Consider the following 17,258-nt stretch of genomic DNA (forward strand, 5'->3'; position numbering starts at 1 on the left):
GATTGGCGTCACTCTTGCAGCTGCACTCATCATGGCCACTGGCGGCTTCACATACTTTGACAATGCCAAGCAACTCACACGTTATCTGGGATTGTCACCAACATATCAGCAGTCCGGCACTTCAGTCAATGTCAAAGGTCACATCAACCGCAACGGAGACTCTTATTTAAGAAGTCAGCTCTACGTGGCAGCGTTCTCTTCCATACAATATAACACTGAATGTAAGGCCTGTTATGAACGTTTGCGGTCTAAAGGCAAGCCTGGGAAAGTCGCCGTCATTGCAGTAGCAAACAAGCTCATCCGACAGGCTTTTGCCGTTGTCACTCAGGAGAAACCATATATCGATGGTTATGTTTCTTCAAAGAAATAACTCCTGTATATCCCCGAAGTATATCAGGATAGATAATCTAATACCTGAAAACACCGAGGGGTTTGGGGGCGAGAAGCCCCCATCAGAGGCAACGACTCAGTATTAAGTGCTAATAATTGTTAATTAAGCACATTTTCTTATTACAGTTCATCAAATAACTCATTACGACATTAATAAATATGGAAAAGAAAAAGTATATCCATCCCGCAATAAAAGTGTATAACATCACTCCCAGTGTCATCCTCGCGGGATCGATACGTTATGCTTCTGAGGGAGATTACGGCGGATTAACCGGCGATATCTACGGCGACTGACATCATCCCGACAATGGGGGATTGGATCACGGAGACCCCACAAGGGGTAATCCAAACGCTGGCTACCGTCCCGATGCAAGCCGATGTAGGGTCTTACCTCGTGTAAGACCGCCCGCCGCAAACGCCCGCGGGGAAATAACATATACGGGTTGCGGTCTTACACGAGGTAAGACCCTACGTCGGCGGGGGCTGCGCCACGACGCCCGCCGCAAACGCCCGCGGGGAAATCACATTCAACTGTCACATAAAAGAAGAGGCAACCCAGTTGTCTCTTCTTTTTATTCGTCTGCGATTTAGTTCAAGAGTGACATCACTCAGCGTACGTTCCTGCTAGGGGTCATGGGGAAAGGTACATTGGTTCACTCTTTAGGGTCGATGAACCTGTCCCCGATGATTCAAGAAAGTAAAACAGAAAAACAGTTAAACAGTTAAACAGTTTTATTTTAAAGTGATGCACAATGAAAGATTGCGCCAACGCCCGCCGCAAACGCCTGCGGGGATAATCTTTATTAAAAATACATCATGCCTACGCAAGTGGGCAAACAACGACTAAAGAGGATATTCGTCGAAGGCGTAGAGGACAGTGGAGAGATAGCGCTCGCCCGTGTCGGGCAAGAGAGCAACGATAGTCTTGCCCTTGTTCTCCGGGCGTTTCGCTACCTCACTGGCTGCATAGGCGGCGGCACCCGACGAGATGCCGACGAGAAGACCCTCCTGACGGGCAAGTTCGCGACCGGTGCGGATGGCGTCGTCGTTGTCAACATCAAACACCTCATCGACTACCGAGGCATTGTAGGTGGCGGGAATGAAGCCCGCGCCGATGCCTTGTATCTTGTGAGGACCGCTGGGCTGACCGTTCAGCACGGCTGATGTCTTCGGCTCTACGGCTATAATCTTTATGTCAGGATTTTTCTCTTTCAGACGACGGCCAATGCCCGAGATGGTTCCGCCAGTGCCCACACCTGCGACGAAGATGTCGATCTTGCCTCCGGTCTGTTCCCACAGTTCCACTCCCGTAGTGTCGTAATGGCGCTGAGGGTTGGCGAGGTTTTCAAACTGCTGGAGGATGATGGAGCCGGGGATGGAGTCGCGCAGTTGCTCTGCTGCCTTGATGGCTCCCTTCATGCCGTCGGCACCGCTGGTGAGCTTCACCTCGGCACCATAGGCCTTGACGAGATTGCGACGCTCGATGCTCATGGTCTCGGGCATGGTGAGAATGAGCTTATAACCCTTCACGGCAGAGACGAGGGCCAAGCCTACGCCAGTGTTGCCGCTGGTGGGTTCGATGATGGTGGCGCCGGGCTTGAGCAAGCCTTTCTGTTCGGCGTCCTCGATCATGGCGAGGGCGACGCGGTCTTTCACGCTGCCTCCGGGGTTGAAAAACTCTACCTTGGCGATGACGGGTGTCTCAAGGCCTTTTGCCTGAGAGAACTTATTGAGTTGGAGCAACGGGGTGTTTCCGATGAGCTCTGTGAGTCTTGATGCTATTTTTGTCATAGTTGTGTTATGAAAAATGATAATTATACTTTGGTTGTTGTTATTGAAAAACGGGGTGCGACGCGCAGCGAATCAGATCTTTGCGAGAGCCTCCGCGAGGTCGTCGATGATGTCCTCATAGTGCTCGGTGCCGATGCTGAGACGTATGGTGGATGGATAGATGTGCTGCTCCTGGAGTTCCTCGGGCGAGAGCTGCGAGTGGGTGGTGGTGGCGGGATGGATGACAAGGCTCTTCACGTCGGCCACATTAGCCAGGAGGGAGAAGATCTTGAGATGGTCGATGACGGTCCATGCCTCTTGTTCGCCGCCCTTCACCTCGAACGTGAAGATGCTGCCGCCGCCATTGGGGAAGAGCTTGGTGTAGAGCTCGTGGTCGGGGTGTGAAGGCAGCGAGGGATGGTTGACCTTTGCCACCTTGGGATGAGAGGCGAGGAACTCGACCACCTTCTTCGTGTTGAACGCGTGACGCTCTACGCGCAGCGAGAGTGTCTCGAGGCCTTGGAGAAGGATCCAGGCGTTGAAGGGCGAGATGGCTGCACCGGTGTCGCGGAGGATGACGGCGCGGATGCGGGTGACGAATGCCGCAGCGCCCGCCACGTCGGCGAAGACGGCTCCGTGATATGATGGGTCGGGCTTGGCTATGGAAGGATACTTGTCGGCATTAGCCTTCCAGTCGAACTTGCCTGCATCGACGATGACGCCGCCGAGCGAGCTGCCGTGTCCGCCGATGAACTTTGTGGCGGAGTGAACGACAACGTCGGCTCCGTGTTCGATGGGGCGGAAGAGGAATGGGGTGCCGAAGGTGTTATCGACGATGACGATGGTGTTGTGGCGATGGGCTATCTCTGAGATGCGGTCAACATCGGTGACGCTGGCGTTAGGATTGCCGAAGGTCTCGATGATGATGGCCTTGGTATTGTCGCGGAACGCCTTCTCGACGGCGTCGAAGTCGGCTGGATCGACGATGGTGGTCTCTACGCCCTGTGTGGAAAGGGTGTGTTCGACGAGGTTGTATGTACCGCCATAGATATTGTTGGCTGCAATGATATGGTCGCCGTTGCGGGCAATGTTTTGCAGGGCGTAGGTGATGGCAGCGGCGCCTGATGCCACCGCAAGACCGGCCACGCCGCCTTCCAGTGCCGCCACGCGGTCTTCAAACACGCCCTGTGTGGAGTTGGTCAGACGGCCGTAGATGTTGCCTGCATCGCGCAGTCCGAAGCGGTCGGCGGCGTGCTGTGAGTTACGGAACACGTATGACGTGGTCTGATAGATGGGCACCGCACGTGCGTCGGTGGCGGGGTCTGCACTCTCTTGTCCAACATGCAGCTGGAGTGTCTCAAAATGAAGTTTCTTTTCGTTGCTCATAATCGTTATTTTTTTATTGTTAATATTTGCTTTTCTCTCTTGTCAAATGTGGGACATACGGGATGAATGTCTGATTGACGGTGCAAAGGTACGGCAAAAATCTGAAACCGGAAATACCTAACATGGGTTATTCCGCATACCACGATTATGGTATTTTGCGTTTTAGGGGGTGATACACCTTATTTATATAATAAGGGGAGAGGCTGAAAAGGGGCGTTTTTGGGTGGATAAAGAGATTTTTTTCGCTTTTTTCTTGGTAGTTTGCGGGATTATACTTATTTTTGCAAAATCGAAAATAAACTTTGAATATTATGATAGACGTAAAAGCAACATTAAACTCAGCTGAAGAGAAGATGGAGATGGGCGTAATGTATCTTGAGGAGCAACTCTCAAGGGTAAGGGCAGGACGCGCCAATGTGGCCATCTTAGCAGGCGTAAAGGTAGAGTCGTACGGCTCGATGGTTCCGCTCAACCAGGTGGCAAACGTGTCAACACCTGACGCACGCACCATTGCCATACGCCCATGGGACAAGAAACAGATACGTGCCATTGAGAAGGCGATAATGGACTCTGACGTGGGCATCACGCCTGAGAACAACGGAGAGATAATCCGCCTGGGCATACCGCAGCCCACCGAGGAGCGCCGCCGCGAACTGGCCAAGCAGTGCAACAAGATGGGTGAGCAGACGAAGGTGCAGATAAGGAATATACGCGCCGACGTGAAGGAGAAGCTGAAGAAAGCCATCAAGGACGGACTCAGTGAGGACCTCGAGAAGGACGCCGAGGCCGACCTGCAGAAGATACACGACAAGATGATAAAGAATGTCGAGGATCTGCTGGCTGCCAAGGACAAGGAGATAATGACCGTGTAGGAATAAATAACACTTTGACAATGATGAATGAGGCTTCAGGACTCGTCATTAGGAATACGGGGAGCTGGTACACCGTCAAGACTGACGACGGCGGCCAGCTCGTCGATTGTAAGATAAAGGGCAACTTCAGACTCAAGGGCATACGCAGCACCAACCCCGTGGCCGTGGGCGACCGCGTCACCATCGTGCCCAACCAGGAAGGCACGGCCTTCATCACCGCCATACACGACCGAAGAAACTACATAATACGCAAGTCGTCGAACCTCTCGAAGCAGAGCCATATCATAGCGGCGAACGTCGATCTGGCCGTGCTCGTGGTGACGGTGAACTATCCGCAGACCGCCACCACCTTCATCGACCGATTCCTCGCCTCGGCAGAGGCTTACAGGATACCCGTGGTGCTCGTGTTTAACAAGACCGACCTGCTCACCGACGAGGAACTGCACTACCAACAGATGATGATCGACCTCTACGACACCGTCGGCTACGAGGCCATAGCTCTCTCGGCCGAGACTGGCGAGGGCATGGAGAAACTCGAAGCTGCGCTCAAGGACAAGACCACCGTGATGAGCGGCAACAGCGGAGTGGGAAAATCGACACTCATCAACAGGCTCATTCCCGGGGTGAACCTCAAGACGGCCGAGATAAGCGACGCTCACAACCAGGGAATGCACACCACCACGTTCAGCGAGATGCTGCAACTGCCCTCGGGAGGATACATCATCGACACGCCCGGCATAAGAGGATTCGGGACGTTCGACATCGAGCCAGAGGAGCTGACAAGCTATTTCAAGGAGATATTCCACTTCTCGAAAGACTGCCGATTCAACAACTGCACGCATACACACGAACCAGGATGCGCCGTGCTGAAAGCTCTCGAAGAACACTACATCGCCGAGAGCCGCTACCAGTCGTATCTGAGCATGATGGACGACAAGGAGGAAGGAAAATACAGAAGTTAGCAAGAAAGATGGAAAAAACAGCTGTTTTGCTCTCGGGAGGAGTAGATAGTTCGGTGGTGCTATACGAACTGGCACGACAAGGACTGAACCCCGATTGCTTCTATATAAAGATAGGACCCGAGGAAGACGAGCAGTGGGACTGCTCGTCAGAAGAGGACCTTGAGATGGCTACCGCCGTGGCACGACGCTACGGATGCAGCCTGCAGGTGATAGACTGCCACAAGGAATACTGGGACGAGGTGACACGATACACCATGGAAAAGGTGAGGGCGGGATTCACGCCTAACCCCGACGTGATGTGCAACAGGATGATAAAGTTTGGCGCCTTCGACCGAAAGATAGGATACCAGTATGACGTCATCGCCACTGGACACTACGCACGGACAGAGACGATAGACGGACGAAAATGGCTCGCCACAAGCCCCGATCCCGTGAAAGACCAAACCGACTTCCTGGCACAGATCTATGACTGGCAACTGAAGAAAGCCGTCTTCCCCATTGGAGGCATGATGAAAGAAGAGGTGAGAGCTATAGCCGAACGCGAACACCTCGTCAACGCGCGCCGAAAGGACTCGCAGGGCATCTGCTTCCTCGGAAAGATAAACTATAACGACTACATAAGACGATATCTCGGAGAAAACCCCGGCGACGTGGTAGAGTTGGAGACAGGAAAGAAGATAGGCTTGCACAAGGGACTGTGGTTCCATACCATAGGACAGAGAAAGGGAATGGGATTCGGCGGAGGACCATGGTTTGTGGTGAAAAAAGACGTGGAGAACAACATACTCTACGTGAGCCACGGCTACGACCCCGACACCGCCTACAAGACAGACTTCGCCGTAGCAGACTTCCACTTCCTCACGCTCCCCGAACTGCCACAACGCGTGACCTTCAAGATACGCCACACGCCCGAATACCATCGCGCCACGGTGGAGAAAACGGCCGACAAGACCTACGTAATCCACTCAGAAGAACGCATACACGGCGTGGCACCAGGACAGTTCTGCGTGGTTTATGATGAGGAGCATCACCTCTGTTATGGTAGCGGAGAGATAGCTATATTGTAAGATTTTGGGCAAAAAACAAAATAAACAGTAAAAAATCGACAGAAAATTTGGTGGTTTCGTATTAATTTTATACTTTTGCACCCGCTAAATAAAAATTAACCCCTCGTCGCGTCCTCGGGCAGGACGGGAATGGACTGACAAGACGACCGCTTTTGAACAAGGCAGGCACAGTTCATAGGGACATTAATAACATTTAAACAACAAAAACAATTATGGCAGAAATGAATTTTGGTGGCGTTATCGAAACTGTAGTCACCAGCAAAGAATTTTCTTTGGAGAAAGCTCACGAAGTATTGAAGAATGAAACAATCGCCGTCATCGGTTACGGTATTCAGGGTCCCGGACAGGCTTGTAACCTCCGCGACAACGGATTCAACGTCATCGTAGGACAGCGTGCAGGAAAGACCTACGACAAGGCTGTGGCCGACGGATGGGTTCCTGGAAAGACGCTTTTCTCTATTGAAGAAGCTGCAGAGAAGGGTACCATCATCTGTATGCTCCTCTCAGACGCAGGTCAGATTCAGGCTTGGCCAACAATCAAGAAATATCTCACACCAGGCAAGACCCTCTACTATTCTCACGGTTTTGCCATCAACTGGAGCGACCGCACAGGCGTAGTTCCTCCAGCAGACATCGACGTGATCATGGTGGCTCCTAAGGGTTCAGGCACCAGCCTCCGCACCATGTTCTGCGAGGGCCGCGGACTCAACTGCTCTTATGCCGTTTATCAGGACGCATCGGGCAAGGCAGAGGAGAAGACCATTGCCTTCGGTATAGGTATCGGTGCAGGTTATTTGTTCAAGACCACATTCCAGCGCGAGGCCACTTCTGACCTCACCGGCGAGCGCGGTTCGCTGATGGGTGCCATCGAGGGTCTGCTCGAAGCACAGTACGAGGTGCTCCGCGAAAACGGACACTCTCCATCGGAAGCATTCAACGAGACTGTTGAGGAGCTGACACAGAGCCTTATGCCTCTGTTCGCACAGAAGGGTATGGACTGGATGTACGCTAACTGCTCTACCACAGCACAGCGCGGTGCTCTCGACTGGGCTCCACGTTTCCGCGAGGCCATCAAGCCTGTCATGCAGTGGCTCTACTACTCAGTGAAGACTGGCAACGAGGCTCAGATCTCTATCGACAGCAACTCAAAGCCCGACTATCGTGACGGACTGAACAAGGAGCTCGAGGCTATGCGCAACATGGAGATGTGGCGTGCCGCAGAGACCGTTCGCAAGCTGCGTCCAGAGAACAGCGAGGACTAATAACTCCCCGTCTTGTTACTACACAAAGAAATACATTTGTTTCTTTAAAAGTAGATAGTTTTTGGATAATTTATTATATCCCGCACAGTTCGATAAAGAATTGTGCGGGATTTGATTTCCAACTCACCTTTACGTTGACTTTGCATATTTTATCCTTCAATAGGGAAATGCTGGTATTATTCTGCCATTTTTTTAATATTTCTTCATTATTTTGAACTTGGTATTATAAAAATGTGTATATTTGCCGAGTAGGAAATATTGTTAAGTTGAAACTGTTAGCAATCCATATGCAAAATATTAAACAATTAAAAATACAATGAACCATTTTTTCAAACTTGGCACAATGCTGACGATAGTAGCAGGTGCCGCAATGACCATTAGCTCATGTTCGAGCAATGAGATTGAACCTATGTCGGCCAGCGATTTAGCTCTGGCAAAGTACGAGAAAGCATTCATCGCCCGTTTCGGTCAGCCTGCAAAGGATCAGACATGGGGCTTTGGCACTGTTACAAAAGCCCTCACTCGTTCGGCTAACACAAACAATAACCAGTGGTATGACCCAAACTATTTTAACTATGAAGAACCGGCTGCCATCACAGAAGCTGAGAAAGAAATTGTGATGGACTGGTTTGCAACCCATTCTAAGGAATACGGCACCACATTCGACTTCAAAAACTACTTCATACAGCAGGTAGGTTATTCAGATAATCAATATCCAGTTACTAAACCAGACGGTGCACAAGTCACTATTTCTTCTTTAGGGCACATGGATAAGATATTCGCAAACATGAACGCTGAGGGCACTGCATCTGACGATGTGAACAACTTCAATACTGGAAGCGGAAGTATTATGTTGATGGAGAATAGTGAAACCCAGTATGGCTTTGGATATGAAGAATCATATGGTACTGAAGACAAACATGTTACAAACAACTATCTTATGGCAGAGATTGAAGTTCCTGGCGTTGGTAAGGGCTACTACGTAGGTCTTAACTATCAGGCTAAGAAAAATGGTGAAGGCATTAACCTAGAGCCAGACGGAAAGTATGACGACCGCGTATTGAAGATTGTGCCAGCAAAGAAGAAGCCTCTTAAGGGCGACCAACGTGTGATTGCCGAGGACCTTACAGTAGGTGAGAAGAACAACGACTTCGACTTCAACGATGTTGTGTTTGACATTAAGTTTGGTTATCCAGAGTGGAATAAGACTACCATCATCCTCCAGGCTGCCGGCGGTACACTTCCACTTGAAGTAGGTGGTGTAGAAGTTCATGAAAAGTTTGGTGTTCCTGTGACAACAATGGTTAATACCGGTGGTGTAACAAAGGATCCTGTGACTTTTGAGCTTAATGGCACATTCGACTATCAGGCAGACAAGATTCAGGTTAGGGTTCAGAAAGATGGCAATTGGATAGAACTCGAAGCTCGTAAAGGCAAGGTGGCAAGTAAGATTTGTGTTGCTGTTGACTACGACTGGTGTTCAGAGCGTCAGGATATCGAGACCAAGTATCCAAGCTTCTCTAGGTATGTTTCTAACCCATATATTGGCGATTGGTGGAAATAATATAATAATAGGTAAAAATAAAAAGGACGGGCTTCTAAGGCCCGTCCTTTTTTACTGTGTGTGTGTGTTGCTTATCTTATGAAAAGCAGCTCGCGATATTTCGGGAGCGTCCAAAGGCCGTCTTCCACAATCATCTCGAGATGGTCTATCTCGTAGCGTATGGACTCCATCTTTGGCTCTACGGTATCGTGATAGCTTATGGCACGGCGGTGGATGTCGTCAATGCGGTTGGCTACGCGGCGCGCCTCGGTGAGCTCGTCAACGAGAGCCTCTATGCGCTCGGTGCGCTCCGCTATCTCCTCGATCAGTTTCATGTTGCGTGAGCTGAGGCGGTCGGCCTTGGCGGCATCGAATATGGCTTTCATCGACTGCACGTTGCGAATGAGCTGGCTCTGATAGTGGGTAGATACGGGGATGATATGGTTCATTGAGAGGTCGCCGAGCACTCGTGCCTCTATCTGTACCTTCTTGACGTAAGTCTCCCATTTCACCTCGTTGCGTGCCTCAAGCTCCTTGCGTTTCATCACCTTTGTGGTCTCAAACATGTTGATGCTTGCCTCGTCGAGATAACGCTCGAACACCACAGGGCACGACGACTCGGTGTCGAGACCGCGGCGGCGTGCTTCTTCCACCCATTCCTCGCTATAGCCATTGCCGTCGAAGCGGATGGGCTTTGATGTGCGGATGTCGTCGCGCAGCACGTCGATGATGGCACTCATACGGTCCTCTCCCTCAGCCATGAGCTTGTCAACACGCCGACGGAAGTCGGTGAGGGCTTCTGCCACGGCGGCGTTGAGGGCAATCATTGCCGAGGCGCTGTTGGCCTCCGAACCGATGGCACGGAACTCAAAGCGGTTGCCGGTGAAGGCGAAGGGCGACGTGCGGTTGCGGTCGGTATTGTCGATGATGAGTTCAGGAATCTGTGGTATGTCGAGCTCCATGCCCCGCTTGCCCTTGAGGTTAAACAGCTCGTCCTTGTCGGCCTTCTCGATATGGTCGAGCAACTCGCTGAGCTGCTTGCCAAGGAACGACGAGATGATGGCTGGAGGAGCCTCGTTGCCGCCCAAACGGTGGGCGTTGGTGGCACTCATGATAGACGCCTTGAGCAGTCCGTTGTGGCGATACACAGCCATGAGCGTCTCTACGATGAACGTCACGAAGCGCAGGTTCTCCTCAGGCGTCTTGCCAGGGGCATGCAGCAGCACGCCATTGTCGGCGAGCAGGCTCCAGTTGTTGTGCTTTCCCGAGCCGTTGATGCCGTCGAAGGGCTTCTCGTGCAGCAGCACTCTGAATCCGTGTTTTCTTGCCACCTTTTTCATCAGCGACATGAGCAGCATGTTGTGGTCGATGGCAAGGTTACACTCCTCGTAGATGGGAGCTAACTCAAACTGGTTGGGAGCCACCTCGTTGTGGCGTGTCTTGCAGGGAATGCCCAGCTCGAGAGCCTGTATCTCAAGGTCTTTCATAAACGCCTGTACGCGGTCGGGGATGGTGCCGAAGTAGTGGTCGTCCATCTGCTGGTTTTTCGCGCTCTCATGGCCCATGAGCGTGCGTCCGGTGAGCATGAGGTCAGGACGGGCAGAATAGAGCCCCTCATCGACAAGGAAATACTCCTGCTCCCATCCGAGGTTGCAGGTCACCTTGTTCACCTCTGGGTAGAAGAGGCGGCAGACGTCTGTGGCTGCCTTGTCAACGGCGTGGAGGGCACGCAGCAGGGGCGCTTTGTAGTCGAGCGCCTCGCCTGTGTAGGCGATGAATATGGTGGGAATACAGAGTGTGTCGTCGATGATGAACACGGGCGACGTTGGGTCCCAGGCGGAATAGCCGCGTGCCTCGAAGGTGTTGCGTATGCCTCCGTTAGGGAACGACGAGGCGTCGGGCTCCTGCTGCACGAGCAGCTTGCCGCTGAACTTTTCCACCATTCCTCCCTTGCCGTCGTGTTCCACAAAGGCGTCGTGCTTCTCGGCTGTTCCCTCTGTGAGTGGCTGGAACCAGTGGGTGTAGTGTGTCACGCCCATCTCCATGGCCCATCGTTTCATGCCTTCTGCCACGGCGTCGGCAATGGAGCGGTCGAGACGTGTCCCGTTGTCGATGACGTCGATGAGTCGCTCATAGATATCGGCTGGCAGATACTTGTACATCTTCTGTCGGGTGAAGACATACTTGGCGAAGTATTCTGACGGACGTTCTTTGGGTGCGGTCACTTCCACAGCCTTCTTCTTGAAGGCTTCTTCCACTACCCTGAATCTTAAGTTTTCTGACATAATCTTTATTTTGGTTGTTTGAAGTTTGCGAAATGAAATCTATGTCTGATGAAGTTTGCGAAATGAGGCGATGCCAGGTGTGCGGGTCTAATCCCTGAATCTCTTTGTTATGTCGCCATATTCCTCTATTCTCCTGTCTCTCAGGAACGGCCACCAGCGGCGCACTTGTTCGCTGTGGGCGAGGTCGAGCTCTATCACTATGCTTTCTTCCTCGGTGGACGATGCCTCGTAGAGGATCTCGCCTTGTGGTCCTGCCACGAACGATGTTCCCCAGAACATTATTCCTCTTGTACGGCCAGAGGGATCGGGCTCGTGGCCGACTCTGTTCACTGCCACCACTGGCAACCCGTTGGCCACGGCATGTCCGCGTTGAACGGTCTGCCATGCCCTTCTCTGACGTTGCTGTTCGTCGGGAGTGTCGCTCGACTCGTAGCCTATTGCCGTGGGGTAGATGAGCAGTTCGGCTCCGGCCAAGGCCATCAGCCGCGCTGCCTCGGGATACCACTGGTCCCAGCACACCATCACTCCTAATCGCCCCACGCTGGTGTCGATGGGCTTGAAGCCGAGGTCGCCTGGTGTGAAATAGAACTTCTCGTAGTATGCGGGATCATCGGGTATGTGCATCTTGCGATAGCGTCCTGCTATGGAACCGTCGCGCTCTATCACCACGGCGGTGTTGTGGTAGAGCCCAGGAGCACGGCGCTCGAAGAGCGACATTACGATGACTACGCCACATTGGCGTGCTATCTCTCCAAACATATTTGTCGATGGACCAGGGATGGGTTCGGCGAGGTCGAAGTTGTCGGTGTTCTCTTCCTGGCAGAAGTATAGTGTGTTGTGCAGTTCCTGTAGTACTACGAGTTCCGCTCCGCGGCGTGCTAAGTCGGCAATGCCTTCAGCCAGTCGGAGTATGTTTCTTTTCTTGTCAGCTGTGTTGTGAAGCTGTAGGAATCCTATTTTCATATATGTCGTATTGTTTGCTGATGAATGGTTTTCTCTCTCCTCTCTCCTCTCTCCCCACTCCTCACGCCTCTCTCAAAGGTATCTGCATGGTACAGCAGTGGAGTGAGCCGTGCTGTATGATGATGCTGCGGCAGTCGATGCCCACGATCTCGTGGTCGGGGAAGGCATCGGCAATGGTCTGCGCCGCCTCTTCGTCGAGGTCAGGTTGGGCATAGGTGGGATAGAGCACCGCGCTGTTGATGACGAGGAAGTTGGCGTAGGTGGCTGGCAGACGCTCGTCGCCGTGGTATATAGGGCGGGGCATGGGCAGCCGCAGCAGGCGGTAGCAGCGTCCGGTCTTTGTGCGCAGCGTGCGCAGCTGCTCTTCCATCTTGTGCAGTTCGCGGTATTGAGGGTCGTCCTCGTCGTCGCATCCCACATAGAGCAGCGTGTCGGCAGGAGCCACACGCACGAGGGTGTCGATATGTCCATCGGTGTCGTCGCCTATGAGGTTGCCATAGTCGATCCACACTATGCGCCGTGCGTTAAGGCGGCGTTTCAGTGTCTCTTCTATCTCGTCTTGTGTCATGGGTTGGTTGCGCCCAGGAGCGAGGAGGCAACAAGAGGTGGTGAACACCGTTCCCTCGCCGTCGCTCTCTATCGAGCCTCCTTCGAGCACGAAGTCGTTGTAGTCAACGTATGTTCCCCTTATCACTCCCTTACGGTGTAGCTGTCGGTTTATGGCATTGTCTTTCTCCGCCTCGAACTTCCCGCCCCATCCGTTGAACCGGAAGTCGAGAAGAGCCGTCTGGCCATCGCCGGTGAGAGTGATAAAGCCATGGTCGCGAGCCCATGTGTCGTCGGTGTCAATATCAACGATTCTCAGGTTCTCGATGGCTTTCTCTCCGACGTTTCTTTGTCGGAAAGCCTGCTCGATGGTGTCTCGTGTCGCGTCGGGGTGAGGAGTGACGACAATGAGTTTCTCGCGCTTGGCTATCTCGGCCGCCATGTCGATATAAGTCTGTGTGATGTCGTCGAGTATCGGCGCCCAGTCGGTGTCGGCATGAGGCCATGTCAGTTGTACCGCCCTTTGCTTTTCCCATTCAGCTGGCAGCCTTAAAGTGTCGTGTTTCAGTTCTTTTTTTTCCATAATCAGTTGTTGTGCCATTTTCTCTGCCTCCGCTCTTGCCGGCTTGCACGTGCCGGTCAGCGGGATATGGTCAACGGCGAAGATATTACGTGGAATCCAATGCGGTGGAAGTGTAGCTCTGCAGATGTCTGCTATCGTCGCGGCATTGTCGGTGGTGGCTTCATAAAGCAGTGTCACGGCTTCGCCGAGGCGTGGATCACGGCATTTTGTCACTATGAAAGGTACGTCGAGCTTTGGTAGGAGCTGTCGTTCCACCTCTTCGGCTTGTATTTTTTTTCCTCCGCTGCAGATGACATTGTCTTTGCGCCCCAAGATACGGAATTGGTGTCGGTCGGGATGAAGTTCGGCAATGTCGTTGGTGACGAGCCTTGCCTTGCATACCGCTGGTGCGTCAACGACAAGGCAATGGTCGGCATTGAGGCTCACCGTGACACCTTCGAGAGGAGTGTACCAATGTGAAGCCTTTTTTCCGTTGAGGCGTCGTAGTGCGATGTGCGAGAGTGTCTCTGTCATTCCGTATGTGCTCCATACGGCATTGGGGAATGTCTTCAGTTGGCTTTCGAGGGCGGCGTCAATAGCTCCTCCGCCGATGATGAGTTGCTTGATGGAGCGCAGCTGCCGTGCCTCTTTCTCGTCCTGAAGTGAATTATATACCTGCAATGGCACCATGGCGGCGAAAGTGGGCGCCGTGTCGAGCCCTTTCAGTGGATGTCCCGACGGTTCCTCCGCAATGAGGCGCAGCCCGCATGTCAATGCTCTCACCACCATCATCTTTCCCGCGATGTATTCGAGAGGCATGCACAGCAACGCGGTGTCGCCTTCGTGTAGTCCGAGAAAACTGCATGTGATGCGTGCGGAGGCTTCCATTCGCCTTTTCTCCACCGTCATTTTCTTTGGCTTTCCCGTAGAGCCGCTTGTCTGCAACTCTATCAGTGGCGACTCAGAATGCCATTCTGAGAGAAATTCGTCCAATGTCATATTCAGCTTTTCATATATAACTTTTCATACACACCTCGTTGCATTCATCTCGTCGTATTCATCTCATCGGAATTACCTCGTTGCATTCTCCTCATCGGAATAACCTCGTTGCATTCATCTTTTGATGTACAATTTCTCCCCTTTCACTTCCAGTCTCATGGGAATGTTGTCGGTGAAGAGTTGTCCGGTGCCGAGTCCCTGTGGCATGATGCCTGACGTGCCATAGATGTCGGCGGCGAGCTGAGCGACGGCATTGAGTCCGACGTTGCTTTCCAGTGCGCTTGTTATCCATGAACGGATGCCTTGTCGGTTGGCAATATCGACCCACTCGCGCACGCCTTTCATTCCGCCGTGGAGCGATGGTTTGAGCACGATATAAGCTGGTTTGATGATGTTCAGCACGTGGGCTTTCATCTCGGGGATGTTGATGCCGATGAGTTCCTCGTCGAGCGCTATGGGCAGTGGCGACTCGCGGCAGAGCTCTGCCATATATCCCCATTGCTTTGCCTTGATGGGCTGTTCGATGGAGTGGATGGCATACTGTGCGAGCAGTTCGAGTTTATAGAGAGCCTCGTCAAACGTGAATCCTCCGTTGGCATCGACTCTCAGTTGGACTTCGTGGTGGGAGAAACGTTCGCGTATGCGTTTCACCATGTCGAGTTCCTTTTCAAACTCGATGGCTCCAATCTTCAGTTTTATGCAGTGGAATCCCTGTTGTAGTTTTTCCTCTATGCGCCTGAGCATGGTGTCGTAGTCGCCCATCCACACCAGTCCGTTGATGGTTATTCCCACCTTGCCTCGGCTGAAGTCGTTGTCGAAGAGGATGTCGCTGCCGCTTTGGAGGTTGAGCAATGCCGTCTCGAGTCCGAAGAGCATGGAAGGGTAGGGACGCATCATCGGATAGTCGATGGCGCCCTCTTGCTCGAAACGGTCGCAAACGGCCCTTAGTGTTTTCTCGTATTCGGGAATGTCGTCGCAACTGAGTTCTGGCAGTGGCGCACACTCTCCAATGCCCTTTCTCCCGGGCAAGTCGTCGTTAGTCATTTCCAGCATCCATGACTTCCGCTCGGTGTAGATGCCTCGCGAAGTGCCTGCCGGATGCTGGAAATGGAAAGTTCTTGGAGTTATCTTTATGCTGTACATGTAGCATAATTACTTTTCTGCTGCCAAACGCTCCTTGATGGCTTTGCTTTCTGCCTCGTAGCCAGGTTTGTCGAGCAGGGCGAACATGTTCTTCTTGTAAGCCTCTACGCCTGGCTGGTTGAATGGATTCACTCCGAGGACGTTGCCGCTGATGCCGCAAGCAATCTCAAAGAAGTATATCATCTGTCCGAGGTAATACTCGTTGAGTTCTGGCACGCTGAGGCGTATGTTTGGCACGCCGCCATCCACGTGAGCCAGACGTGTGCCGAGCTCGGCCATCTTGTTTACTTCGTCAACGCGCTTGCCAGCGAGGAAGTTCAGTCCGTCGAGGTTCTCCTCGTCTTCGGGGAAGAGCATGGTGCGGTTTGGCTTCTCGACGCTGATGACGGTCTCGAAGATAGAGCGTTCGCCTTCCTGTATCCACTGTCCCATGGAGTGGAGGTCGGTGGTGAAGTCGCACGAAGCAGGGAAGATGCCCTTTCCGTCTTTTCCCTCGCTCTCGCCGTAGAGCTGCTTCCACCATTCGCTCATGAAGTGGAGCTTTGGCTGGTAGTTGATCATGATCTCAATTTTCTTTCCTGCCTTGGCGTAGAGAGCGTTTCTCACGGCAGCATACTGAGCGGCGATATTCTCTGAGAATGGCACGTCTTTGCCGCAAGCCTTCTCCATGTCTTGTGCTCCAGCCACGAGCTGGCTGATGTCGAATCCAGCACAGGCGATGGGCAGCAGGCCGACAGGGGTGAGGACAGAGAAGCGTCCGCCCACGTTGTCGGGGATGATAAACGAGGTGTAACCTTCCTTGTCGGCGCAGGTGCGTGCGGCGCCTTTCTTCGCGTCGGTGACAGCCACGATGACCTTCTTTGCCTCCTCTTTGCCTCTCTGTGCTTCGCACTGCTTCTTCAGCAGGCGGAAGGTGAGGGCTGTCTCGGTTGTGGTGCCCGACTTGGATATGTTGATGACACCAAACTTCTTGTCTTTGAGATAGTCGCACATCTCGGCGAGATAGTCTTCGCCGATGTTGTTTCCTGCAAAGAGTATGGTAGGATTCTTCTTGTCGCCCACGAGCCATGCGAAGGAGTTGCCAAGAGCCTCAATCACTGCCCTTGCACCGAGGTAGCTGCCGCCGATGCCTGCCACTACAACAACCTCGCAGTTGTCGCGCAGCACGTTAGCGCAAGCCTGGAGCTGGCCGATGAAGTCGGCGGTAATTGATGATGGAAGGTGGAGCCAGCCGAGGAAGTCGTTTCCTGGACATGTTCCGTTTTCGAGGGCCTCCTGTGCGGCCTTTACCTGAGACTCGTAAGCCTCTACTGCACCAGCTTCAAGAAACTGTGCAGCCTTTGTGATGTCAAGTGTAATATTCTTCATAATTCCTTGTTGAATTAAAATGTTTTATTTCAGTTTGGATATCTGTTTACAACCCATTCGCCCACATTGTCAACTCGTCAACTGAACATTCAACTCGTCAACTTGTTCACTTGTCAACTCGTTCACTTGTCAACTTGTTC

The 17,258-nt window shown here is 52.6% G+C and carries 14 protein-coding genes and 1 pseudogene; 7 read left to right on the forward strand and 8 right to left on the reverse strand.

Features of this window, described 5'->3' with window-relative positions; translation table 11 throughout:
• Positions 1-370 (forward strand): transposase (locus tag CIK99_RS01885; protein WP_144007865.1); only part of this gene is annotated, 370 nt, incomplete at its 5' end.
• A 179-nt stretch (positions 371-549) separates the two neighbouring features.
• Positions 550-684 carry a hypothetical protein gene (locus CIK99_RS15860; RefSeq protein ID WP_256387381.1) on the forward strand — a complete coding sequence of 45 codons (135 nt, stop codon included), beginning with the start codon at positions 550-552 and terminating at the stop codon, positions 682-684.
• 549 nt (positions 685-1,233) lie between these two features.
• On the opposite strand, the gene cysK is transcribed toward CIK99_RS15860, so the two are convergent.
• Positions 1,234-2,181: a cysteine synthase A gene (cysK, locus tag CIK99_RS01890; RefSeq protein WP_094379208.1), complete on the reverse strand. Its 948-nt coding sequence runs from the start codon at positions 2,179-2,181 to the stop codon at positions 1,234-1,236.
• 72 nt (positions 2,182-2,253) lie between these two features.
• Positions 2,254-3,546 (reverse strand): O-acetylhomoserine aminocarboxypropyltransferase/cysteine synthase family protein, encoded by a 1,293-nt coding sequence (locus tag CIK99_RS01895; RefSeq protein ID WP_094379210.1) that lies wholly within the window; start codon positions 3,544-3,546, stop codon positions 2,254-2,256.
• 311 nt (positions 3,547-3,857) lie between these two features.
• Between CIK99_RS01895 and frr the strand changes: the two genes are divergently transcribed.
• The 5 genes from frr (at position 3,858) to CIK99_RS01920 (ending at position 9,273) form a co-directional block, all read left to right on the forward strand.
• The gene (gene frr, locus CIK99_RS01900) at positions 3,858-4,418 is read left to right on the forward strand and encodes a ribosome recycling factor (protein WP_094379212.1); all 561 of its coding nucleotides are present in this window, start codon (positions 3,858-3,860) and stop codon (positions 4,416-4,418) included.
• Positions 4,419-4,441: 23 nt separating this feature from the next.
• Positions 4,442-5,380 (forward strand): ribosome small subunit-dependent GTPase A, encoded by a 939-nt coding sequence (rsgA, locus tag CIK99_RS01905; RefSeq protein WP_094379251.1) that lies wholly within the window; start codon positions 4,442-4,444, stop codon positions 5,378-5,380.
• Between the two features lie 8 nt (positions 5,381-5,388).
• Positions 5,389-6,447, forward strand: coding sequence for a tRNA 2-thiouridine(34) synthase MnmA (gene mnmA / locus CIK99_RS01910; protein ID WP_094379214.1), 1,059 nt, complete (start codon positions 5,389-5,391; stop codon positions 6,445-6,447).
• 212 nt (positions 6,448-6,659) lie between these two features.
• Positions 6,660-7,709 (forward strand): ketol-acid reductoisomerase, encoded by a 1,050-nt coding sequence (ilvC, locus tag CIK99_RS01915; protein ID WP_094379216.1) that lies wholly within the window; start codon positions 6,660-6,662, stop codon positions 7,707-7,709.
• A 316-nt stretch (positions 7,710-8,025) separates the two neighbouring features.
• A complete protein-coding gene (locus tag CIK99_RS01920) occupies positions 8,026-9,273 on the forward strand; it encodes a hypothetical protein (protein ID WP_094379218.1) in 1,248 nt (415 codons plus the stop codon).
• A gap of 71 nt (positions 9,274-9,344) precedes the next feature.
• On the opposite strand, the gene CIK99_RS01925 is transcribed toward CIK99_RS01920, so the two are convergent.
• The 6 genes and pseudogenes from CIK99_RS01925 to CIK99_RS01950 all read right to left on the reverse strand — a co-directional run bounded on the left by CIK99_RS01925 (position 9,345) and on the right by CIK99_RS01950 (position 17,118).
• Positions 9,345-11,537: a glutamine synthetase III gene (locus CIK99_RS01925; protein ID WP_094379220.1), complete on the reverse strand. Its 2,193-nt coding sequence runs from the start codon at positions 11,535-11,537 to the stop codon at positions 9,345-9,347.
• An 87-nt stretch (positions 11,538-11,624) separates the two neighbouring features.
• Entirely contained in the window at positions 11,625-12,500 is an 876-nt protein-coding gene (locus CIK99_RS01930; RefSeq protein ID WP_094379222.1) for a carbon-nitrogen hydrolase, read from the reverse strand.
• 61 nt (positions 12,501-12,561) lie between these two features.
• Positions 12,562-13,629: an agmatine deiminase family protein gene (locus tag CIK99_RS01935; protein WP_094379253.1), complete on the reverse strand. Its 1,068-nt coding sequence runs from the start codon at positions 13,627-13,629 to the stop codon at positions 12,562-12,564.
• Between the two features lie 531 nt (positions 13,630-14,160).
• Positions 14,161-14,607: pseudogene (locus CIK99_RS15670) on the reverse strand (AMP-binding protein); the annotation flags it as partial.
• Positions 14,608-14,721: 114 nt separating this feature from the next.
• The gene (gene menC / locus CIK99_RS01945) at positions 14,722-15,750 is read right to left on the reverse strand and encodes an o-succinylbenzoate synthase (RefSeq protein ID WP_094379224.1); all 1,029 of its coding nucleotides are present in this window, start codon (positions 15,748-15,750) and stop codon (positions 14,722-14,724) included.
• 9 nt (positions 15,751-15,759) lie between these two features.
• Positions 15,760-17,118 (reverse strand): glucose-6-phosphate isomerase, encoded by a 1,359-nt coding sequence (locus CIK99_RS01950; RefSeq protein WP_094379226.1) that lies wholly within the window; start codon positions 17,116-17,118, stop codon positions 15,760-15,762.
• Between the last annotated feature and the right edge of the window lie 140 nt (positions 17,119-17,258).

The sequence above is a fragment of the Prevotella sp. P5-92 genome (assembly GCF_002251245.1).
Classification (GTDB): Bacteria; Bacteroidota; Bacteroidia; order Bacteroidales; family Bacteroidaceae; genus Prevotella.